This window comes from Kitasatospora sp. NPDC040550 (genome assembly GCF_055594965.1).
In genome coordinates this window covers 176,890-197,593 of the sequence record NZ_JBVIWC010000007.1, presented here as the reverse complement: position 1 = coordinate 197,593, position 20,704 = coordinate 176,890, and the positions used below count along the sequence as shown (strand labels likewise).

13 protein-coding genes are annotated in these 20,704 nt (G+C 74.4%); 7 read left to right on the top strand and 6 right to left on the bottom strand.

Annotation, left to right across the window (positions count from 1 at the left end; all coding sequences use genetic code 11):
* Positions 1-3: 3 nt before the first annotated feature.
* The 3 genes from lon to ACZ58X_RS13255 all read left to right on the top strand — a co-directional run bounded on the left by lon (position 4) and on the right by ACZ58X_RS13255 (position 4,271).
* Positions 4-2,415 carry an endopeptidase La gene (gene lon / locus ACZ58X_RS13265; RefSeq protein WP_470333768.1) on the top strand — a complete coding sequence of 804 codons (2,412 nt, stop codon included), beginning with the start codon at positions 4-6 and terminating at the stop codon, positions 2,413-2,415.
* A 79-nt stretch (positions 2,416-2,494) separates the two neighbouring features.
* Positions 2,495-3,046: a GtrA family protein gene (locus ACZ58X_RS13260; protein ID WP_470333767.1), complete on the top strand. Its 552-nt coding sequence runs from the start codon at positions 2,495-2,497 to the stop codon at positions 3,044-3,046.
* A gap of 10 nt (positions 3,047-3,056) precedes the next feature.
* Positions 3,057-4,271 (top strand): ROK family transcriptional regulator, encoded by a 1,215-nt coding sequence (locus tag ACZ58X_RS13255; protein WP_470333766.1) that lies wholly within the window; start codon positions 3,057-3,059, stop codon positions 4,269-4,271.
* A gap of 117 nt (positions 4,272-4,388) precedes the next feature.
* Here ACZ58X_RS13255 and ACZ58X_RS13250 read toward each other — a convergent pair whose 3' ends face one another.
* Positions 4,389-5,438, bottom strand: a complete 1,050-nt coding sequence (locus ACZ58X_RS13250; RefSeq protein WP_470333765.1) for an ABC transporter permease — start codon at positions 5,436-5,438, stop codon at positions 4,389-4,391.
* Positions 5,439-5,858: 420 nt separating this feature from the next.
* Between ACZ58X_RS13250 and ACZ58X_RS13245 the strand changes: the two genes are divergently transcribed.
* Positions 5,859-7,355: an MDR family MFS transporter gene (locus ACZ58X_RS13245; RefSeq protein WP_470333869.1), complete on the top strand. Its 1,497-nt coding sequence runs from the start codon at positions 5,859-5,861 to the stop codon at positions 7,353-7,355.
* A gap of 91 nt (positions 7,356-7,446) precedes the next feature.
* On the opposite strand, the gene ACZ58X_RS13240 is transcribed toward ACZ58X_RS13245, so the two are convergent.
* Both ACZ58X_RS13240 and ACZ58X_RS13235 read right to left on the bottom strand, forming a co-directional pair.
* Positions 7,447-7,695 carry a hypothetical protein gene (locus tag ACZ58X_RS13240; RefSeq protein WP_470333764.1) on the bottom strand — a complete coding sequence of 83 codons (249 nt, stop codon included), beginning with the start codon at positions 7,693-7,695 and terminating at the stop codon, positions 7,447-7,449.
* A 26-nt stretch (positions 7,696-7,721) separates the two neighbouring features.
* Positions 7,722-8,903, bottom strand: a complete 1,182-nt coding sequence (locus ACZ58X_RS13235; protein ID WP_470333763.1) for an inorganic phosphate transporter — start codon at positions 8,901-8,903, stop codon at positions 7,722-7,724.
* A gap of 392 nt (positions 8,904-9,295) precedes the next feature.
* Between ACZ58X_RS13235 and ACZ58X_RS13230 the strand changes: the two genes are divergently transcribed.
* A complete protein-coding gene (locus tag ACZ58X_RS13230) occupies positions 9,296-10,861 on the top strand; it encodes an NlpC/P60 family protein (protein WP_470333762.1) in 1,566 nt (521 codons plus the stop codon).
* A 75-nt stretch (positions 10,862-10,936) separates the two neighbouring features.
* Here the strand turns inward: ACZ58X_RS13230 and ACZ58X_RS13225 are convergent, their stop codons facing one another.
* On the bottom strand, positions 10,937-13,222 hold the full coding sequence (locus ACZ58X_RS13225) for an FdhF/YdeP family oxidoreductase (protein WP_470333761.1): 2,286 nt from the start codon (positions 13,220-13,222) through the stop codon (positions 10,937-10,939).
* A gap of 159 nt (positions 13,223-13,381) precedes the next feature.
* Between ACZ58X_RS13225 and ACZ58X_RS13220 the strand changes: the two genes are divergently transcribed.
* Positions 13,382-15,241, top strand: a complete 1,860-nt coding sequence (locus tag ACZ58X_RS13220; RefSeq protein WP_470333760.1) for a serine/threonine-protein kinase — start codon at positions 13,382-13,384, stop codon at positions 15,239-15,241.
* 70 nt (positions 15,242-15,311) lie between these two features.
* Positions 15,312-17,180, top strand: a complete 1,869-nt coding sequence (locus ACZ58X_RS13215) for a serine/threonine-protein kinase (protein ID WP_470333759.1) — start codon at positions 15,312-15,314, stop codon at positions 17,178-17,180.
* Between the two features lie 16 nt (positions 17,181-17,196).
* Here the strand turns inward: ACZ58X_RS13215 and ACZ58X_RS13210 are convergent, their stop codons facing one another.
* Both ACZ58X_RS13210 and ACZ58X_RS13205 read right to left on the bottom strand, forming a co-directional pair.
* Positions 17,197-19,125: an FAD/NAD(P)-binding protein gene (locus tag ACZ58X_RS13210; RefSeq protein ID WP_470333758.1), complete on the bottom strand. Its 1,929-nt coding sequence runs from the start codon at positions 19,123-19,125 to the stop codon at positions 17,197-17,199.
* Positions 19,122-20,087 carry an amino acid ABC transporter permease gene (locus tag ACZ58X_RS13205; protein WP_470333757.1) on the bottom strand — a complete coding sequence of 322 codons (966 nt, stop codon included), beginning with the start codon at positions 20,085-20,087 and terminating at the stop codon, positions 19,122-19,124. Before ACZ58X_RS13205 ends, ACZ58X_RS13210 begins: the two co-directional genes overlap by 4 nt.
* Positions 20,088-20,704: the final 617 nt, after the last annotated feature.

Here is a 20,704-nt window from a genome sequence, read left to right as displayed (position 1 = left end):
ATCATGGCATCGACGTCCACACCGCTCACCCTGCCCGTGCTGCCCCTCGACGACGAGGTCGTGCTCCCGGGCATGGTCGTCCCGCTGGACCTCAAGGACACCGAGGTGCGCGCCGCGGTCGAGGCCGCCCGCGCCGCGGCCACCGGCTCCGGCAAGCCCCAGGTCCTGCTGGTCCCGCGGGTGGACGGCTCGTACGCGGCGGCCGGCACGCTGGCCACCGTGGAGCAGGTCGGCCGGCTGGCCGACGGCCCGGGCACGATCGGGCAGCCGGCGGCGCTGGTGCGCGCCGTGCGCCGGGTCCGGATCGGGGTCGGCACCACCGGCCCCGGCGCCGCCCTCTGGGTGGAGACCACACCGTTCAAGGAGTCCTCGGTCGGCATGCCGGTGGCCGGGCGGGCCGCCGAGCTGGTCAAGGAGTACAAGGCGCTGTCCACCCAGTGGCTGCGCAAGCGCGGCGCCTGGCAGATCGTCGACCGGGTGGCGCAGATCGAGGGCGTCGGCGAGCTCGCCGACAACATCGGCTACGCGCCCTTCGCCACCGCCGAGCAGAAGCTCAAGGTGCTGCTGGAGGCCGACCAGGTCGCCCGCCTGGAGTACGCGCTCACCCTGCTGCGCGACCACCTCGCCGAGGAGGAGGTCAACGACACCATCCGCAAGGACGTCGAGGAGGGCGTGGCCAAGCAGCAGAAGGAGTTCCTGCTCCGCCGCCAGCTGGAGGCCGTCCGCAAGGAGCTGGCCGAGCTGAACGGCGACCCGGCCGACGAGGAGGGCGACTACCGCGCCCGGGTCGAGGCCGCCGACCTGCCCGAGAAGGTCCGCGAGGCCGCGCTCAAGGAGGTCGACAAGCTGGAGCGCTCCTCCGACCAGTCGCCCGAGGGCTCCTGGATCCGCACCTGGCTGGACACCGTCCTGGAGCTGCCCTGGAACGAGCGCACCGAGGACGCGTACGACATCGCCGGCGCCCGCGCCGTGCTCGACGCCGACCACGCCGGTCTCACCGACGTCAAGGAGCGGATCGTCGAGTACCTGGCCGTCCGCAAGCGCCGGGCCGACCAGGGGCTCGGCCTGATCGGCGGCCGCCGGGGCGGCGCGGTGCTCGCCCTGGTCGGGCCGCCCGGCGTCGGCAAGACCTCGCTCGGCGAGAGCGTGGCCCGCGCCATGGGCCGCACGTTCGTCCGGGTCGCGCTCGGCGGCGTCCGGGACGAGGCGGAGATCCGCGGCCACCGGCGCACCTACGTCGGCGCGCTGCCCGGCCGGCTGGTCCGGGCGATCAAGGAGGCCGGTTCGATGAACCCGGTCGTCCTGCTCGACGAGATCGACAAGGTCGGCTCCGACTACCGGGGCGACCCGTCCGCCGCCCTGCTGGAGGTGCTGGACCCGGCCCAGAACCACACCTTCCGGGACCACTACCTGGAGGTCGAACTCGACCTCTCCGACGTGGTCTTCCTCGCCACCGCCAACGTGCTGGAGGCCATCCCCGAGCCGCTGCTCGACCGGATGGAGCTGGTCCGCCTGGACGGCTACACCGAGGACGAGAAGGTCGTCATCGCCCGCGACCACCTGCTCCCGCGCCAGCTGGAGAAGGCCGGCCTGGCCGACGGACAGGTCAGCGTGGACGAGGAGGCGCTGCGCCGGCTCGCCGGGGAGTACACCCGGGAGGCGGGCGTGCGCACCCTGGAGCGCTCGATCGCCCGGGTGCTGCGCAAGATCGCCGCACAGGCCGAGCTCGGCGAGCGCGAGCTGCCCGCCGCGGTCGGCGCGACGGACCTGCCCGCCCTGATCGGCCGCCCGCACCACGTGCCGGAGGCCGCCCAGGCACCCGCCGAGCGGCGCACCGCCGTCCCCGGGGTGGCCACCGGCCTCGCCGTCACCGGCGCCGGCGGCGACGTCCTCTACATCGAGGCCTCGCTGGCCGACGCCGAGACGGGCGGCACCGGGCTGACCCTGACCGGACAGCTGGGCGACGTGATGAAGGAGTCCGCGCACATCGCGCTCTCCTACCTCCGCTCGCGCGGCGCCGAGCTGGAACTGCCGGTCACCTCGCTGCGCGACCGCGGCGTGCACCTGCACGTCCCGGCCGGGGCCGTCCCCAAGGACGGGCCGAGCGCCGGCATCACCATGACCACGGCGCTGGCCTCGCTGCTCTCCGGCCGAAAGGTGCGCACCGACGTGGCGATGACGGGCGAGGTGTCGCTGACCGGGCGGGTGCTGCCGATCGGCGGGGTGAAGCAGAAGCTGCTCGCCGCCGACCGGGCCGGCGTCACCACGGTGATCATCCCCAAGCGCAACGAGGCCGACCTGGACGACGTCCCGGCCGAGGTGCTGGAGCGGCTCACCGTCCACCCGGTGGCCGACGTGCGGGAGGTGCTGGCGCTGGCCCTGGAGCCGGCCGGGGTGCTGGTCGCCGCGGCCTGAGGTGGCCGCCGGGCCGACGTGACCGCCGGCCCGGCGTGATCGACAGGGGGACGGCGGCTCCGCGTGCCACACTGCGGAGATGCCGTCCCCCACGCAGCGCGTCCTGGCCCGGGTGCCGGCGCGGCTGCGGCCGTTCCTGGTGCGGCACCGCCGGCTGGTGAAGTTCCTGACGGTGGGCAGCGGCTGCTTCGTCCTCACCACGGTGATCGACGTCGAGCTCAAGTTCACCGTCCTGCAGCACCAGCCGGTGGTGGCCCTGACGGTGGCGACGGTGATCGCCACCGTCGTCTCCTACGTGCTCAACCGCCGCTGGGCCTTCCGGACGGACGGGCGCCGGCCGGAGGCCCTGCTGTTCTTCCTGGTCAGCGTGGTGGCGATCGGCGTCAACGACATCCCGCTGGCGCTCTCCCGGTACGCCCTCGACCTGCGCGAGCCGTACGTCGACCCGTTCCAGCAGGAGGTCGCCGACTTCCTCAGCGGGATGGTGGTCGGCACCTTCGTCGCCATGCTGTTCCGCTTCTGGGCGATGCGGCGCTGGGTCTTCACCAGCCCCGCCGCCCGGGCGCACGCGGAGCCGGAACCCGGTTACGCTGCACCCGAGATGCCACGGGATGTGCCGGAAAGACCGTGAGGTGAGGGTTATGCGCGGGGAGCCGGACGGCGTCCGGACCGGGCCCGCCAGTCAGCAGGGGATGCGCCGGGCCAACCTGGCCCTGGTGCTCGGCCTGATCGCGCGCGGCCCCCGCTCGCGCGCCGAGGTGGCCGCCGGAACCGGGCTGACCAGGGCCGCGGTCTCCTCGCTCGCCGAACAGCTGATCTCGGCGGGCCTGGTCGTCGAGGAGGGCCCGGCCGCCCCCAGCGGCAAGGTCGGCCGCCCCGGCACCGCGCTCGGCCTCAACCCGCTCGGGCCCGGCGGCCTCGGCGCCGAGATCGGGGTCCGCCACCTCGGCGTCTGCGTGGTCGACCTGCGCGGTGAGGTCCGGGCCTGGCGGCGCGAGGAGAGCGCCAACCACGGCCGGGAACCCACCGCCGTCATGGCCGACCTGGCCCGGTTGGTGCGCTCGGCCGTCGCCGAGTCCGGTCTGCGCCCGGCCGGGCTGACCCTGGCCGTGCCCGGGCTGGTCGGCAGCGGCGGGGTGCTCCAGCGGGCCGCCAACCTCGGCTGGCAGGACGTCCCGCTGGCCGCCGAACTGCGTCCGGCGCTGCGCGTGGTCGGCGACGGCCTGGCGGAGCTGCCGGTCGACGCGGACAACGAGGCCAACCTCGGCGGCCTGGCCGAGCGCTGGCTGGGCGAGGGCCCGGAGGACTTCCTCTACGTCTCCGCCGAGGCCGGCGTCGGCGCCGCCGTGGTGGTCGGCGGCCGGCTGCTGCGCGGGTCGCGCGGCTACGCGGGCGAGCTGGGCCACGTGCCCGTCCACCCGGAGGGGCGGCGCTGCGCCTGCGGGTCGCACGGCTGCCTGGAGCAGTACGCGGGCGAGGCGGCGGTGCTGCGGGCGGCCGGGCTGGCCGGGGTGCGCGGCGACTGGGTGGCGCTGCTCGCCGAACGCGCCGGCGCCGGCGACGAGCCGGTGCGGGCGGCGCTGGCCGGTGCGGGCGCCGCGCTCGGCATCGCCGCCGCCGGGGCGGTCAACCTGCTGGACCCGGCCGAGGTGGTGCTGGGCGGCGGCTACGCCCGGCTGGCGCCCTGGCTGCTGCCGGCGATGCGGCACGAGCTGGCGGCCCGGGTGACGGTCCGGCCCTGGGCGGAGGGCCGGCTGACGGTCTCCCGGCTCGGTCGGCGCGGGCCGTTGCTGGGGGCGGCGGTGGGCGTGGTGCGCGCGATCGTCGCGGACCCGGGGCCGCTCGCGGGCGGCTGAGCCGACCGCCCCGGAACGGGAACGGGCCCCCGTAACGGGAACGGGCCCCGGAACGCGACCGGGCCCCCGACCACTGCGGTCGGGGGCCCGGTCGGTGCTGCGGGCGGTGGGCCGGGCTCAGGCCGCGGCGGGGGCCCCGGCGTCGAGTTCGCGCCCGGCCTCGCGCGGGGTGCGCAGGACGGCGAGGAAGGCGACGGCGACGCCGACCAGCGCCCAGATCACCAGGACCAGGATCGGCATGCCCAGGTTGGTCGAGCCGAAGTAGGCGATCGACTTGGTGGCGCTGGTACCGGCGCCGTTCGGGATCAGCGAGCCGATCGCCCGCCAGAACGGCGGCATCATCGGGGCCGGGTAGACACCGCCGGCGCTCGGGTTGCCGAGCACCACGAAGACCAGCACCGCCAGGCCGATGCCGATGATGCCGAACAGGCACTGCAGCGCCATGGTGAAGGCGCCGACGGCGAACACCACGAGGGCGCCGATGGCGGTCAGCGACAGGATCGAGCCGGGCATCGCGTCCAGCACCGGCCCGGCGATGATCGTGCCGCCGAGGCCGGCGCCGACCGAGTACAGCGCGAGGACGCCGAGGCGGATCAGCAGGCGGTGGACGTTGGCGGGCTTGGAGCCGGCGCTGATGCCGAGGATGGAGGCGACCAGGTAGCCGCCGACGCACCAGCCGATGACCAGGTAGAAGCCGGTGAGGCCGTTGGTGTCGCCCTTGGCCAGCGGCACGACGTCCTCGACCTTGACGGTGCGGCCCTGGGACTTGTCCAGCGCGGTGGTGATGCTCTCGGCGGCCTTGGCGGCCGAGGTGCCGCGGGCGCCGGCGGTCAGCAGGGTGTCCTGGGTGCCGTTCGGGTCCACGACCAGCGCGGCGTAGATCTTCTGGTCCTTGATCTGCTGGGTCGCCGTCTCGGTGTCCGGCGCGGTGACCGGCTTGACCGCCTCGTCCGGCACCGACTCCAGGGCCTGGACCAGCTTGGGCGTGACCTGCGGCGGGGCGACCACCGCGATCGACAGCTTGTGCGGGGTCGGGTGGTGCAGCGCCCCGACGTACGAGGTGATGAACCCGAGCTGCAGCAGCAGCACGCCGATCACCAGCAGTGCCGCACGCGGTGTGACCGCGCCCTTCAGTTCGGCGACGAATCCCTGCCCCGGGGCGGTCATCCAGATCTCCTTCGCGTATCGGTGGAAAACGGATACTTAATACCATGAACTAACTCGCTTGTCCTACCCCACGCGCCGGTTCTCGGCCACTGCCACCGGGCGGCGCCGGTGCCGCGGCGGACGAGGAGCGCCTGGTGGTGACGGGGTGTCGGGTCGGGGCAGGGGCCTGGCGGGCCGCGCCGGAGTGGCGGAACTCTCACGCCGGACGGGGGCTTTGCTTGGGCTTGAAGAAGGTTGCCTTACTCAACTATCAGTCGTATGGTTGCTTAAGGCAACAAATTGTCCGGCCCATGTACCCAGCACCCCGCACGCCGCGCCCTGTGCCCCGCGCCCCGTAGCCGCCCGCCTCGCCGAAGGACCCAGATGACCGTGACCACCCAGGCCTCGACCGGCGCCGCAGCCGCCGTCGACGACCGCCCGATGACCCACCGGCAGGTGATGGAGGCACTCTCCGGCCTGCTGCTCGGCCTGTTCGTGGCCGTGCTCTCGTCGACCGTCGTCTCCAACGCCCTGCCGCACATCCTCACCGACCTGCACGGCGGCCAGTCCGCCTACACCTGGGTGATCACCGCGGCCCTGCTCACGCTGACCGCCTCCACCCCGATCTGGGGCAAGCTCTCCGACCTGGCCAGCAAGAAGCTGCTGCTCCAGATCGCCCTGCTGATCTACATCGCCACCTCCGCGCTGGCCGGGCTCTCGCAGAACACCGGCGAGCTGATCGCCTGCCGCGCCCTCCAGGGCATCGGCGCCGGCGGCGTCGTCGCGCTCGGCCAGATCTGCCTGGCCGCGATGGTCCCGCCGCGCGAGCGCGGCCGGTACAGCGGCTACTTCGGCGCGGTGTTCGCCCTCGCCACCATCGGCGGCCCGCTGATCGGCGGCGTCATCGTCGACACCTCCTGGCTCGGCTGGCGCTGGTGCTTCTACGTCGGCATCCCGTTCGCGCTGGCCGCGATCCTGGTGGTGCAGCGCACCCTCAAGCTGCCGGTGGTCAAGCGCCCGGCGAAGATCGACTACCTGGGCGCGCTGGTCATCACCGGCGCCGTCAGCCTGCTGATGATCTGGATCACGCTGGCCGGCACCAACTACCCGTGGCTGTCCTGGCAGACCGCGGCCATGGTCGGCGGCGGCCTGCTGCTGGCCGCGCTGGCCGTGGTGGTCGAGCGTCGCGCCGCCGAGCCGATCATCCCGCCGTCGCTGTTCAAGTACCGCACCGTCACCCTGGCCGCGATCGCCAGCGTGCTGGTCGGCGTCGGGATGTACGGCGCGACCACCTTCCTCAGCCAGTACTTCCAGCTGGCCCGGGACAAGTCCCCGACGACGGCCGGCCTGATGACGCTGCCGATGATCATCGGCCTGGCGGTCTCCTCCGCGGTGGCCGGCCGGCTGATCACCAAGTACGGCAAGTGGAAGGCCTACCTGGTCGCCGGTACCGCGCTGCTCGCGATCGGCTTCGGCCTGCTCGGCACCGCCCGGGCCGACACCGACTACGGGCTGCTCTCCCTCTACATGGCGCTCACCGGCATCGGCCTCGGCCTGACCAGCCAGAACCTGGTGCTCGCGGTGCAGAACACGGTGCCCCGGCACGAGCTCGGCGCGGCCAGCTCCGTCGTCACCTTCTTCCGCACCATGGGCGGCGCGATGGGCGTCTCCGCACTGGGCGCGCTGATGTCCAACAAGGTCGGCCACTACCTGGCCGAGAACCTCGCCGCCGCGCACATCCCGGCCGGGGCCGCGGCCTCCGGCGGCGGCATCCCGGACCTGGCGAAGCTGCCGGCCCCGATCCTGCCGCTGGTCACCGACGCGTTCGGCCACGGCGTCGGCACGGTCTTCCTGTGGGCCGCGCCCTTCGCGGCGCTGGCCTTCGTCACCGTGCTGTTCATCCGGGAGACCGCGCTGCGGACCACCCAGGAGAGCTGACCGGGGCGGGGAACGCGCGGGCGTGACGCCGACGGGCCGGGGAGAGTTCGACTCTCCCCGGCCCGTCGGCGTTGCTCGGTGCCGTGACGCCCTACGGCGCGGCGATCAGTACCAGGCCGTAGACCACGGCGCAGGCGCAGAGCGCGAAGCAGGTGTACGCGCCGGCCAGCAGCGCGGGCTTGCCGCCGCCGGCGGCCTGGCCGCCCGCCTCGCGGGAGCTCAGCGCGGCCTCCCGGCGGGACAGCGCCAGGATGCCGAGGGCGAAGACGGCGACCACGGCGACGGTGACGCCGAAGCTGATGCCGGCGGTCTGGGCCAGGGCGTTCCACTTGATGTGCATGGTGAAGGCTCCTCGGTCTGCGGCGCTCAGGCCGCGACCGTGGTCGAGGCGGGGGTGGGGGCGGCGGTGGCCGGGGTGGTGGCGACCTCGACCGGGGTGACCTCGGGGACGTCGTTGACGTTGTCCGCGCCGACCGGCTGGCGGCGGGAGATGACCCACATCGTGGCCGAACCGGCCACCAGCACGGCACCGACCAGGGCGACGCCCCAGGCGCCCTGGCGGGCCAGCACGGCCGCCCCGCCGGAGACCAGGCCGGCGGCCGGCAGGGTCAGGCCCCAGGTGTAGACCATGCGGCGGACCAGGCTCCAGCGCAGCTCCGGCTTCGGGCCGCCGAGGCCGGCGCCCATGATGCCGCCGGTGCAGACCTGGGTGGTGGAGAGGCCGAAGCCCATGTGCGAGGAGGTCAGGATGACGGTGGAGACGGCCGACTCGGAGGCGAAGCCCTGCAGCGGCTTGATGTCCGCCAGGCCCTTGCCCATCGAGCGGATGATCCGCCAGCCGCCCATGTAGGTGCCGAGCGCGATCGCGGCGCCCGCCGAGACGATCACCCAGGTGGGGGGCAGCGCGCCGTGCGGCAGGGCGCCGACCGAGACCAGGGTCAGGGTGATGATGCCCATCGTCTTCTGGGCGTCGTTGGTGCCGTGCGCCAGCGAGATCAGCGAGGAGGAGAAGATCTGGCCGGTCTTGAAGCCCTTGTCGGTGGCGGCGCCGTTGCCCTTGCGGGTGATCGCGTAGGCCAGCTTGGTGGCGCCCCAGGAGGCGAGGCCGGCGACCAGGGGGGAGGCGACCGCCGGAATGATGATCTTGGTGATCACGGTGTCGAAGTTGACGCCGTTCATGCCGACGCCGACGATCGTGGCGCCGATCAGGCCGCCGTACAGGGCGTGCGAGGAACTGGACGGCAGACCGCGCAGCCAGGTCAGCAGGTTCCAGAGGATCGCGCCGGCCAGGGCGGCGAAGATCACCTCGGGGTGGATGCCGGCCTTCTCGTTGACGATGCCACCGGAGATGGTGGTGGCGACCTTCACCGACAGGAACGCGCCTGCGAAGTTGAGCAGGGCCGCGATGGTGACCGCGACCTTCGGACGGAGGGCCCCGGTCGCGATCGCGGTGGCGGACGCGTTGGCGGTGTCGTGGAACCCGTTGGTGAAGTCGAAGGCGAGCGCCGTGATGATCACAACGGCTACCAGGAACGAGATGTGTTCCATACCCAAACAATCGTCGTAGTTGTCGCACGGACGTTGATGACGTCGCGACCGTAGGTCTGTTGGGTAAACGGAAGGTGAACTGAGCCGGGAATCGTGGTTCCGCTGGTGACCCACCGGTGTCCGGGAGCTTTCCAGGGAGTGACCCGGGCCGCGCTGAGCTGGACATTAGCGGAGAACGTCCGGGTTCGCCCCCGTTTGCTGAGACCTGTCTCACAGCTGCCGGGCAGGTCGGCTTCCGCGCGGATCAACAGATCAATCGAGAATTAACCTCCCGGTCCGCGTGCGCTCTGTTTCCGACGAGTAACCCGTGGGAGGATCTGCGGGATCGTCCCCGGGGAGCCCGCGGACGGCGCCACCGGGGCAGGGCAGGGCAAGGGCGGGGAGGACCACCCATGGGCGGGGCTGCACAGCGCACGGAGACGTCAGGAGTGCGCCCCTGGGTGCGGGCCGCCCTGCGGTGCGGAGCCGTCCTCGCGGCCGCCGCGCTGGCGCTGCCGCTCGCCGCCCAGGCCGCCTACGCGGCGCCCGACCCGGGCGCCGGCATCGCCGTCGCCCCCGGAGCCGACCCGCTCGCCGCGGCCAAGGCCACCCTCGGCCCGCTGCTCGACCAGCTGCACGGGCTCTACCAGAGCGCCGAGGCCGCCACCGAGCAGTACAACGGCGCGGTCGCCAAGGTCACCGAGCAGCAGACCGCGCTCACCGACCTCCAGGGCAAGCTCGACAAGCAGCAGAAGCAGGTCGACGCCGGGACGGACATCGCCTCCCAGCTCGCCGCCGCCCAGTACCGCAACGGCGCCTCCTCCGCCTACGCCGAGCTGCTGCTCTCCAAGGACCCGTACGAGGCCGTCACCATCGCCGAACTGCTCGCCGCGGCCAGCCGCTCGCAGTCCGAGTTCCTGGACAAGCTCAAGGCCGACCGGGACGCGCTCGACGGCTTGAAGAAGCAGACCGAGGAAGCCCTCAAGACCTCGCAGGCGCTGGTCGTCCAGCAGGACGCCGCCAAGGCCAAGGTCACGGCCGACCTCGCCTCGGTCGAACAGCTGGTCTCCTCGCTCACCGGCGCCCAGCGCACCGAACTCGAACAGCTGGAGAAGGCCAAGGCCGACGAGGCACAGCTCGCCTTCCTCGCCTCCGGTGCCCTCGGCAAGGGCGAGCGCACCCCCTCGCTGGCCGGCCGCGGGGCCGTCGCCTTCGCCCTCGCCCAGCTCGGCAAGCCGTACCTGTGGGGCGGTACCGGCCCGGACTCCTACGACTGCTCCGGCCTCACCTCGCAGGCCTGGCTGCACGCGGGGAAGCCGATCCCGCGCACCAGCCAGGAGCAGTGGGCCCAGCTGCAGCACGTCCCGCTGAACCAGCTGCGGCCCGGCGACCTGGTGGTCTACTTCCAGGACGCCTCGCACGTCGCGATGTACATCGGCGGCGGACTGGTCGTCCAGGCGCCGCGGCCGGGTGCGTTCATCAAGGTCTCGCCGATCGGCTCGATGGCGATCCTCGGCGCCGTCCGCCCCGACCCGGACGGCGCGGCCGACGACGCCGGCGGCGCCTGGAAGGTGCCGGACCTGCCCAAGGGCTGGGACACCGTCACCCCGATCGCGCCGAGCCCGGCCAACCAGACGCCGGCCCCGCCGGCCACCGGCGGCACCCCGGCCACGCCCACCCCGGGCGGCACCGGCACGCCGACCGGGACGCCGTCCGGCACCGGCACGCCGACGACGCCGACCGACCCGGGCACGCCGACCGGCACGCCCACCGGGACCCCGACGGGCACGCCGACCCAGACGCCGAGCGACAAGCCCACCCAGACCCCGACCGGCACCCCGACCGGCACCCCGACCGGCACGCCGTCCGGCACCGGGACGCCGTCCGGCACCGGCACCCCGAGCGGCACCGGCTCGGCGAGCGCCCCCGTCCCGGGCAGCCCCAGCGCGACGCTGCCGCTCGGTGGCCTGCCGCACTGACCGCGTACGGCTCCGGCATCAGGAGGCCGCCCCGCGTCCCAGGACGCGGGGCGGCCTCCGTGCCGTCCGGGGGCGCTACCCGGCCGCGCCGGTGTCGGGCTCGAAGCGGATCACCACGGCCTTGGAGGTCGGGGTGTTGCTGATGTCGGCCGTGGAGTCGAGCGGCACCAGCACGTTGGTCTCCGGGTAGTAGGCCGCCGCACCGCCGCGGGCGACGGGGTAGTGGACCACCCGGAAGTGCGGGGCGCGGCGCTCGGTGCCGTCCGTCCACTCACTGACCAGGTCGACGTACCGGCCCTCGGCGAGGTCGAGTTCGGCGGCGTCCGCCGGGTTGACCAGGACGACGCGGCGGCCGCCCTTGATCCCGCGGTAGCGGTCGTCGAGGCCGTAGATCGTGGTGTTGTACTGGTCGTGCGAGCGCAGGGTCTGCAGCAGCAGCCGCCCCGGCGGGACCTCGGGGGCGGTCAGCGGGTTGACCGTGAAGTTGGCCTTCCCGGTGGCGGTGGGGAAGGTGCGGGTGTCCCGGGGGCCGTGCGGGAGGGTGAAGCCGCCGGGGCGGCGGACCTTCTCGTTGAAGTCCTCGAAGCCCGGCACCACCCGGGCGATCCGGGCGCGCAGGGTGTCGTAGTCGGTCGCGAAGTCCTCCCACGGCACGGTGTCCCGCGGGCCGAGGACGGTGCGGGCGAGGCGGCAGACGATCGCCGTCTCGGAGAGCAGCCCCGGTGCGGGCGGGCGCAGTCCGCCGCGCGAGGAGTGGACCTGGCCCATCGAGTCCTCGACGCTGACGAACTGGGCGCCGGCCGCGGTGACGTCCCGGTCGGTGCGGCCCAGGGTGGGCAGGATCAGGGCGCGGGCGCCGGTGACCACGTGCGAGCGGTTGAGCTTGGTGGAGACGTGGACGGTCAGCCGGCAGCGGCGCATCGCGGCCTCGGTGACCTCGGTGTCCGGGGTCGCGGCGACGAAGTTGCCGCCCATCGCGAAGAACACCTTGACCTTGCCGTCGCGCATCGCCCGGATGGTGTCCACCGAGTCGAGGCCGTGCGCGCGCGGCGGCTCGAAGCCGAACTCGTTCTCCAGCGCGTCCAGGAAGGCCTTGGCGGGCCGCTCGAAGATGCCCATGGTGCGGTCGCCCTGGACGTTGCTGTGCCCGCGCACCGGGCAGACCCCGGCGCCGGGGCGGCCCACGTTGCCGCGCAGCAGCAGGAAGTTGACCACCTCGCGGATGGTCGGCACCGCGTGCTTGTGCTGGGTGAGCCCCATCGCCCAGCAGACGATGATCTTCTTCGAGGCCAGCACCAGCCGGCCGAGCTCCTCGATCTGCTCCCAGGGCAGACCGGTCGCCGCGAGCACCTCGTCGCGGTCCGTCTTCCCGGCCTGCTCCTCGAACTCCTCGAAGCCGTGGCAGTGTTCGGCGACGAAGGCGCGGTCGACGCCGTCCGCCTCCAGGATCATCCGGTTGAGCGCGCGGAACAGCGCGAGGTCGCCGCCGAGGCGGATCTGCAGGAAGAGGTCGGTCAGCTTGGTGCCGTGGCCGACCAGGCCGCGGGCGTTCTGCGGGTTCTTGAACCGCTCCAGGCCCGCCTCCGGCAGCGGGTTGACGCTCACCACGGTGGCACCGGCCCGCTTGGCGCGCTCCAGCGCGGAGAGCATCCGGGGGTGGTTGGTGCCCGGGTTCTGGCCGGCCACGATGATCAGGTCGGCCTGGTAGAGGTCCTTGAGGCTGACGCTGCCCTTGCCGACGCCGAGCGTCTCGGTGAGCGCCGAACCGGACGACTCGTGGCACATGTTGGAGCAGTCCGGCAGGTTGTTGGTGCCGAGCCGGCGGGCGAACAGCTGGTACGCGAAGGCGGCCTCGTTGCTGGTGCGGCCGGAGGTGTAGAAGGCGGCGCCGTCCGGGGTGTCCAGGGCGCGCAGCTCCTCGGCGATCAGCGCGAAGGCGTCGTCCCAGGAGACCGGGGTGTAGTGGGTGGCGCCCTCGTCCAGCAGCATCGGCTGGGTGAGCCGGCCCTGCTGGCCCAGCCAGTAGCCGGAGCGTTCGGCCAGGTCGGCGACCGGGTGGGCGGCGAAGAAGTCGGCCCGGACCCGGCGTTCGGTGGCCTCCTCGGCGACGGCCTTGGCGCCGTTCTCGCAGAACTCGGCGGTGTGCGTCCTACCCGGCTCCGGCCAGGCGCAGCCGGGGCAGTCGAAGCCGTCCGGCTGGTTGACCTTGAGCAGCGTGGCGAGGGTGCGCCGGGCGCCCATCTGCTCGGCGGCCATCCGCAGGCTGTGACCGACGGCGGGCAGGCCGGCGGCCGCGTGCTGGGGCGCGGACACCTCGGGGGCGTCCTGCACCGGGTCGCTCTGCGGGGCCTGCTTGGCCATGACTGCGCTCCTCGGGGCTGTACGGGTCCGAGCCGTCGCACCGTCGCGGGCTCTCCGCCCATCCTTCCACCTGGGCCGTCGGGTGGGGAGGGCCGTCGGGTGGGGAGGCCGTCGGCCGTCGGTAGAGTCTGGGCGTCACAACGGGTGGGGGAGGGGCGCGTGCGAGTCGGGGACGTTCTGGACGGCCGGTACGAGCTGCGGGAGAAGCTCGGCCAGGGCGGGTTCGGAGTGGTCTGGCGGGCCCAGGACACCCGGATGCGGCGGCCGGTGGCGGTCAAGGTCATCGGGCACCACGGCGGCGACCAGGCGAAGGCCGCACTGCGCTTCGTCCGGGAGGCCTGCGCGGCCGGGAACCTCTCGCACCCGCACATCGTCACCGTGCACGACCTGGGGCAGAGCGAACCCGGCGACGATCAGGTCACCTTCCTGGTGATGGAGCTGCTCACCGGCCGCACGCTGACCGAGGTGCTCCGGGCCGGACTGCCCGAGCCCGCGCTCAGCCTGCGCTGGGGGCGGGAGATCTGCGGGGCCCTGGCGGCCGCGCACGACGCGGGGATGGTGCACCGGGACATCAAGCCGGACAACGTGATGATCACCGACGCCGGGCACCTCAAGGTGCTGGACTTCGGCATCGCCCAGCTGGACACCGGCGCCGGCGGGCTGACCACCACCGGGACGATCGTCGGCAGCCCCGCCTACATGGCGCCGGAGCGGTGGACCGGCGGCCGGGTGGACGGGCGGGCGGACCTCTACGCGCTGGGCTGCGTCCTGGTCGAACTCTTCACCGGGGCACGGCCGTTCGGTGGGGACTCGACGCCGGTGCTGATGTACCAGCACCTCAACGAGCCGCCCCCGGCGCTCGATCCGGCCCAGTTCGGGCTGCCGCCGCAGGTGGCCGGGCTGGTCGCGGAGCTGCTGGCGAAGGACCCGGCGGAGCGGCCGGCCGACGCCCGTACGGTCGAGCGCCGGCTCGCCGAGCTGGCCGGGTGGCCGGTCGGCGGGGCGGCGGCGGGGGCGGGGGTGCCGACGGTGCCGGACCGGGCGGCTCCGGTCGCTCCGGTGGCTCCTGCCGTGCGCGCTGCGCCCGCTGCTCCGGTCGTGCCGCCCGCGCCGGTCGCGCCGCCTCCGGTGCCACCCGTCGCGCCGCCTCCGGTGCCGCCCGTCGCGCCCTCCGTGCTGTCCCCGCTGACCACCCCGCCGGTGGTCGCGGCCCCCGCGTCCGAGGACGCCGTCCGGGCCGGGCTGCGCGAGCGCCGTGCGGCCGCGTACCGGGCCGCGACGGCGGGCGAGTCGGCGATCCTGCTGCAGGCGGTCGCCCAGGAGAGCGTCACCGCGCTCGGCGCGGGCGACCGGGACACCCTGGGCGCCTGGCGGGACTTCACCTGGTACCTGAGCCGGACCGGGGACCTGGACGGCGCGATCCGGCTGCTCTCCAGCGTGGTGGCCGACATGCGCTCCGCGCTCGGCCCGACCGACCCGGACACCCTCGGCGCCCGCTACCACCTCGCCTGGTGCATCGGCGAGAGCGGTTCGGCGGTCACCGCGATCCGGCTGCTGCGCGAACTGCTGCCGGACCTGGCCGCGGCCTGGGGCCCGCAGGACAGCCGGGTCCTCAAGGCCCGGCACGACCTCGCCGTCCACCAGGCCAACCGGGGCGACCTCCAGGGCGCGGTGGTCCAGTTGCACGCGCTGCTGCCCGAGCTGGCCCGGGCACTGGGCGACCACCACCCGAGCACCGTCCAGGCCTGGCAGGACCTGGCCGGCTACCAGCAGCGGCTGGCCCAGTCCGGCCGCAAGGGCGGCGGCCACCGCCGCCGGGCGCCGCGGATGAGCCCGATCGAGGCCCTGGTGCTGGTCCGCCGGCTGCGGGTGTGGGACTTCGCCACCGACCAGGAGGCGGCGGCCTGCGTCGGCGCGCTGGAGCGGGGCATCGGCCTCAAGGGCGTCGCCGACGTGGTGTTCGAGGCGCCGGACCACGTCTCGGACGAGGACGTGGTGGAGGAGATCTTCGGCCCGTGAGGGCGGGGCGGGCCGCTGCCCGGGCCGCTCGCTAGAGTCGGTGGGTACACAGCCGATGGGGGGAGGGCAGGTGCGGGTCGGTGACGTCCTCGACGACCGGTACGAGCTCCAGGAGAAGCTCGGCCAGGGCGGGTTCGGGGTGGTCTGGCGGGCCCGGGACACCCGGGTCGGGCGGCCGGTGGCGGTCAAGGTCATCCGGCACGACGACGGCGACCAGGCGAAGGCCGCGCTGCGGTTCGCCCGGGAGGCCTCGGCGGCGGGCAACCTGTCGCACCCGCACATCGTCACCGTGCACGACCTCGGCCACGGCGAGGCCGACGGGCAGCAGGTCACCTACCTGGTGATGGAGCTGCTCACCGGCCGCACCCTGACCCAGGTGATCCGGGAGGGCCGGCCGGATCCGCAGGTGGGCCTGCGCTGGGCCCGGCAGATCTGCGAGGCGCTGGCGGCCGCGCACGACGCGGGGATGGTGCACCGGGACATCAAGCCGGACAACGTGATGATCACCGAGGACGGCCTGCCCAAGGTGCTGGACTTCGGTATCGCCCAACTGGACCTCGGGGCCAGCGGGTTGACCACCATCGGGACGGTGATCGGCAGCCCGCCGTACATGGCCCCGGAGCGGTGGACCGGCGGCCGGGTGGACGGGCGGGCGGACCTCTACGCGCTGGGCTGCGTCCTGGTCGAACTCTTCACTGGGAAGCGGCTGTTCACCGGGGACTCGACGCCGGTGCTGATGTACCAGCACCTCAACGAGCCGCCCCCGGCGGTGGACCCGGTGAAGTACGGTCTGCCGCGGCAACTCCCCGACCTGTTGGGGCAGTTGCTGGCGAAGGAGCCGGCGGAGCGGCCGACCGACGCCCGGACGGTGGCCCGGCGCTTCGCGGACCTGGCGGAGGGCCGGGAGCTGCCGGCGACGGCGACACCGGTCGACCGGGTCGGGCCGGACGCGGCTGCCCCGGAACCGGCTGCCCCGGACGCGGCTGCCCCGGAACCGGCTGCCCCGGAAGCGGCGTTGGTGAAGCGGCCCGCGCCCGCCCGGCGGCGTGCCCCGGCCCGGGAGCCCAAGCTCCGGCCGGTGGGCCGGCCCGCGCTGCTGTACCCGGCGCCCCGGCCGGTCGGGCGCCCCGTCGAAGCGCCGGTGCCGGTCGAGGACGCGGCGGCCGCCCGGGCCCGGCTGGCGACGACCGTACGGGCCGTGCGGGACGAGCGGCCCGCGGCGGCCGTGCACCGGCTCCGGCCGGTGGTCGAGGCGGCCGTGCGCTCGCTCGGCGGGACGGATCCGGAGGTCGTCGCCGCCCGGCGGGACCTCGCCCGGTACCTCGACCGGGACCGCCGCCCGGCGCAGGCCGTCGGGCTGCTGGAGGACCTGCTGGCGGACCTCCAGGCCGCCCTCGGGCAGATCGACCCCCTGGTGCTGGAGGTGCGGTACGACCTGGCCGGGGTGGTCCGCGGGAGCGGCCACCCGGCCACCGCCGTCCGTCTGTTGACCGCGCTCCTGCCCGCACTGCGCAGCGCCCGGGGCCCGCGCGGCCCGCTCGTCCTCCAGGCCGGCGTCGACCTCGCGGCGTGCTCCGCGCAGCTGGGCGACTTCCCGGCCGCCGCGGCCCGCCTGGAGGAGCTGCTGCCCCAGCTGGTCGAGGCCTTCGGCCCGACCCACCGGCGCTGCGCGCAGGCCCGGGCCGACCTGGCGGAGTACCGGAAGCGGGCCCGGTTCCACCGCGCGCCGACCCGGGCCGTCCGCGCCTGGCGGGTGCGGATCGACCGTGACCGGGCGCTGCGGCTGGTCCGGTGGATCCGGTCCGCCGGGGAGCCCGTCCCGGAGCTGTCCCGCGAGCTGGAGCGCGGGACGGGCGTCAAGGGCCTCGCGGAACGGGTGGCCTCGGCGCCGTCCTTCGTCTCGGACGAGGACCTCCTGGTGGAGGTCTTCGGGCCGTGACGCCCCGCCCCCGGCCTCACCCCACCAGGGCCGCCGCCGGGAGTGCGGCCAGGGCGCGGAGCAGGGCCCGGGCGGCGGCGTCGTTCTGGCGGAAGCCCGGGGCGTTGGTGCGGGGCCGGGCGAAGGCGGCGGCGGCCCGGAGGCTGGTGTGCGGGCCGAGCGCGGTGCGGCGTGGGTGCGGGGCGCCGCCCAGGGCCGGGTCGATCAGGCGGCTGTCGGCGGGGTCGATGGTGACCAGCCCGGAGCGGTGGGTGTGCTCCGCGTCGCTCACCACCTCCTCCGCGACCCGCCCGGCGCGGTGCAGCGAGTCCAGCACCGGGTCGAGGGTGCGGGCCAGCGCGTGCTTGGGCAGGTACGCCTCGACCAGCGCGGTGACGGTGACGGCGTGGCCGGGCACAGTGGCGCCGGAGGCCCGCCAGGTGCCGGTGGCCTCGTCCCGCTCGATCCGCACGCCCGCGCCGAGGAAGCGCACCACCCCGGCCTCGGAGAGCGCGAGCAGCTGGCGCAGCCGGAAGCCGGGCGGGCCGGAGGCGAGGAAGCTGAAATAGCCGAAGAACCACTCGTCGACGTCCTCGGCGACCGAGCGGGCGGTGAGCCGGCCGGAGGCGAGGATCCGCGGGAGCTGGCCGAACAGCGACAGCAGGGCGAGGAAGGCGCCCAGGTCGGCGCTGTGGGCCGGGTCGGCGCGGCGGTCGGCGTCGGCGGTGACGTAGTCGCGCAGGTGGGCCTGGAGCTCCTCGGCGGAGCCGAGTTCGAGCCCGGCCAGCGGGTGGTCGAGCCGTTCGAAGTCGATCCGGTCGGCCGGGTCGGGGACGGCCTCGGCGACGAGTGCGGCCAGTTCGGGGGAGTACCAGTCGTGCCGGTCGTACCGGGCGAGGAACTCGGTCCAGGGCAGCGCGGTGCGCTCCGGGTGGGCGTGGAACAGCTCGTGGTAGTGCCCGAAGCCGACCTCCTTGGCCATGGCCGGCCAGACGTCGCGGCGCAGCCGCAGCGGCCGGCCGGTGGCGAGCAGGGCGTCCACGGCGGCCGCGTCGAAGTACCGGGGGAGCGGGGCGGGCGGTCCCTGGAGCCGGTAGTCGGTCTTGGAGTGGTAGGGCACGCCGCGCCGGGAGCCCAGGTGCAGCACCGGTTCGCGGCCGGACGGGAGGTAGCGCAGGGCTGGCCCCTCGCCGGTGGGTTCGAAGCGGCCGCCGCGCCCCTCGGTGAGCATCGCGACCAGGTCGACGGAGGCCAGGCCGAAGCCGCGCAGCGCCACCTGCTCGCCGGGGGCGATCCGGGCCAACTCGGCCTCGACGTCCGCGGAGTAGGCGGGCGGCAGGTGGAAGCGGCCGTGCCGGGCGGCGAAGGCGGCGTCGTCGGCGTACCGGGGGTGCGGGGCGGAGTCGAGGTGGCCGAGGGTGAGGGCGACGTGGTCGGCGGTGAGGGTGGCGCCGTCCAGGTGGACGGTCTGCGGGCCGTCGGCCGGTCCGTCGATCCGCCGTACCGTGCCCCGGTGGACGGTGACCGTGACGTGGGCCGGCAGGTCGGCGACGGCGCGGCGGAACACCCAGTCCAGGTAGGCGCTCTGGGCGCGCCGGGTGGGGAAGTCGGTGGGCGCCAGGGTGCTCAGCTCGGCCCGTACGGCCGGGTCGGCGACCTCCCGGTAGGGCGCGAACTCCCGTTGCCGCAGGGCCCATTCGGCCAGTGAGGGGCCGGGGCGGACCGGACCCTCGACGGTGGAGCGCTCGTCGGTGAACATGGTGACGTCCTCGGCCATCGAGTTCATCCGCAGCAGCGGGGACTGGTCGTGGCGCCAGATCCGGCCCGCACCGGGCGGGTGCGGGTCGACCAGGTGGATCTCCAACGGCCGCTCGGCGGGGAGGAGTTCGGCGGCGTTGGCGGCGATCCGCTCCAGCAGCCCGGTGCCGCGCGGCCCGGCGCCGACGATCACGAGCGTCGCCGTCATGCCCGGACCACCCGGGCGAGGGCGGCGCGGGCGCGTTGCAGCGGGGTGGGCGGCAGGCCGTCCCGGGTGGCGCCCCTGGCGAAGTGGCGTTCGACGTAGTACTGGCCGATCGACAGCACGGTGGTGACCACCAGGTACCAGAGGGTGGCGACCAGCAGCATCGGGATGACCTGGTAGGACTGCAGGTAGACCAGTTGCACCGAGTAGAGCAGGTCGGAGACGGCCAGCACACTGACGATGCTGGTGCCCTTCAACGCCCCGATCAGCATGTTCCCGGCGCTCGGCACGATCGCGCGCATCGCCTGCGGCACCACGATCCGGCGCAGCACCCGCCGGCGGCCGAGCCCGAGCGCGGCGGCCGCCTCCAGCTGACCGCGGTCGACGGAGAGGATGCCGCCGCGGATCACCTCGGCGGCGTACGCGGACTCCAGCAGGGTGAGGCCGATGACGGCGGTCAGGGTCGGGCCGATCAGGTTGACGGTCCTGACCGTGACGAACTCGGGGCCGAAGGGGATGCCGAGGCCGAGGGTCGGGTAGAGCGCGCCGATGTTGAAGAAGAACAGCAGCTGCACCAGCGGCGGGGTGGAGCGGAAGATCCAGATGTAGCCCCAACTGAGCGTGCGCAGCACCGGGTTGGCGGACAGCCGCATGGTGGCCAGGACGGTGCCGAGGACGAAGCCGAGGGCGAGGGTGACGGCGGTCAGCCAGAGGGTGAGGGTCAGGCCGTCGAGGACGGACCGGGCGGTGAACCACTCGGCGACCACGCCCCACTGGAAGGCCTTGTTGCGGACCACCGAGCCGACCGCCATCGCGGCCAGCAGCAGGGCGACGGCCGCGGCGATCCACTGCCCGGGCCTGCGGCGGGCGACGATCCGGGCCTCGGGGGGCGGGGGCGGGCTCTCGGTGAGGGCGGGCGCGGCGGCGGGTGCGGGGGCGGGCAGGAGGTCCTGCGGGGTGGCCATGGCGGCGGCTCCTGGGCGGAGTGCGGGCGGGGAGAGGTACGGGTGTGATCACGTACGGGCCCTCGGGCACCGGCCCGCGTCCCTCAACGCGGCCGGCGCAGCGCACTGCACTCCGCGTCGATCGTACGCATGCGCGATCGACGGCTGTCAAGGGTGATCGGGGGGGCGGCCGGGGTGCGGTCCGGGCCGCTCGGGGGCGGTGGGAGAAGCGACAGGAGATCGCAACAGTGCGGCAATGATGCACGGTTGACGTACCGCTCGGCCGACTGCTCAACTTGAGGACATGTACGCCGAGCTGCCCCTGGTCACCCGCGACCACATCGACTTCGGTCGGGTGTGGTCCGCGGCGTGTCGCGGCTGACCCGGCAGCGGGCCGCCCGTCCGGCCCTGAATCCCTTCGGGGAGACCTCCCTCGGTGTGCCCCCTCGCGGGCCGGGAGCCATGGTCCGTCACGGTAGTTGACGGACCGTCAGGCGCACGCTGCCGCCTCGCCCTCCACCGCCCTCGTTCTGCGCTCCGGCAGTTCCGCTCGCGTCCGCCCTCCTCCCGCGTTCCTTCGCCCGCGTTCCTCCGTCCGCGTCCGCACGCCCGCGCCACCGCGCCACCGTGTCACCGCA

Bases quoted from the DNA above. Each gene is read 5' to 3' on its own strand.
- ACZ58X_RS13225 (WP_470333761.1), bottom strand. From the start codon at position 13,222: ATGGCCAAGCAGGCCCCGCAGAGCGACCCGGTGCAGGACGCCCCCGAG.
- ACZ58X_RS13235 (WP_470333763.1), bottom strand. From the start codon at position 8,903: ATGGAACACATCTCGTTCCTGGTAGCCGTTGTGATCATCACGGCGCTC.
- ACZ58X_RS13255 (WP_470333766.1), top strand. From the start codon at position 3,057: ATGCGCGGGGAGCCGGACGGCGTCCGGACCGGGCCCGCCAGTCAGCAG.
- ACZ58X_RS13230 (WP_470333762.1), top strand. From the start codon at position 9,296: ATGGGCGGGGCTGCACAGCGCACGGAGACGTCAGGAGTGCGCCCCTGG.
- ACZ58X_RS13210 (WP_470333758.1), bottom strand. From the start codon at position 19,125: ATGACGGCGACGCTCGTGATCGTCGGCGCCGGGCCGCGCGGCACCGGG.
- lon (WP_470333768.1), top strand. From the start codon at position 4: ATGGCATCGACGTCCACACCGCTCACCCTGCCCGTGCTGCCCCTCGAC.
- ACZ58X_RS13205 (WP_470333757.1), bottom strand. From the start codon at position 20,087: ATGGCCACCCCGCAGGACCTCCTGCCCGCCCCCGCACCCGCCGCCGCG.
- ACZ58X_RS13245 (WP_470333869.1), top strand. From the start codon at position 5,859: ATGACCCACCGGCAGGTGATGGAGGCACTCTCCGGCCTGCTGCTCGGC.
- ACZ58X_RS13260 (WP_470333767.1), top strand. From the start codon at position 2,495: ATGCCGTCCCCCACGCAGCGCGTCCTGGCCCGGGTGCCGGCGCGGCTG.
- ACZ58X_RS13240 (WP_470333764.1), bottom strand. From the start codon at position 7,695: ATGCACATCAAGTGGAACGCCCTGGCCCAGACCGCCGGCATCAGCTTC.
- ACZ58X_RS13250 (WP_470333765.1), bottom strand. From the start codon at position 5,438: ATGACCGCCCCGGGGCAGGGATTCGTCGCCGAACTGAAGGGCGCGGTC.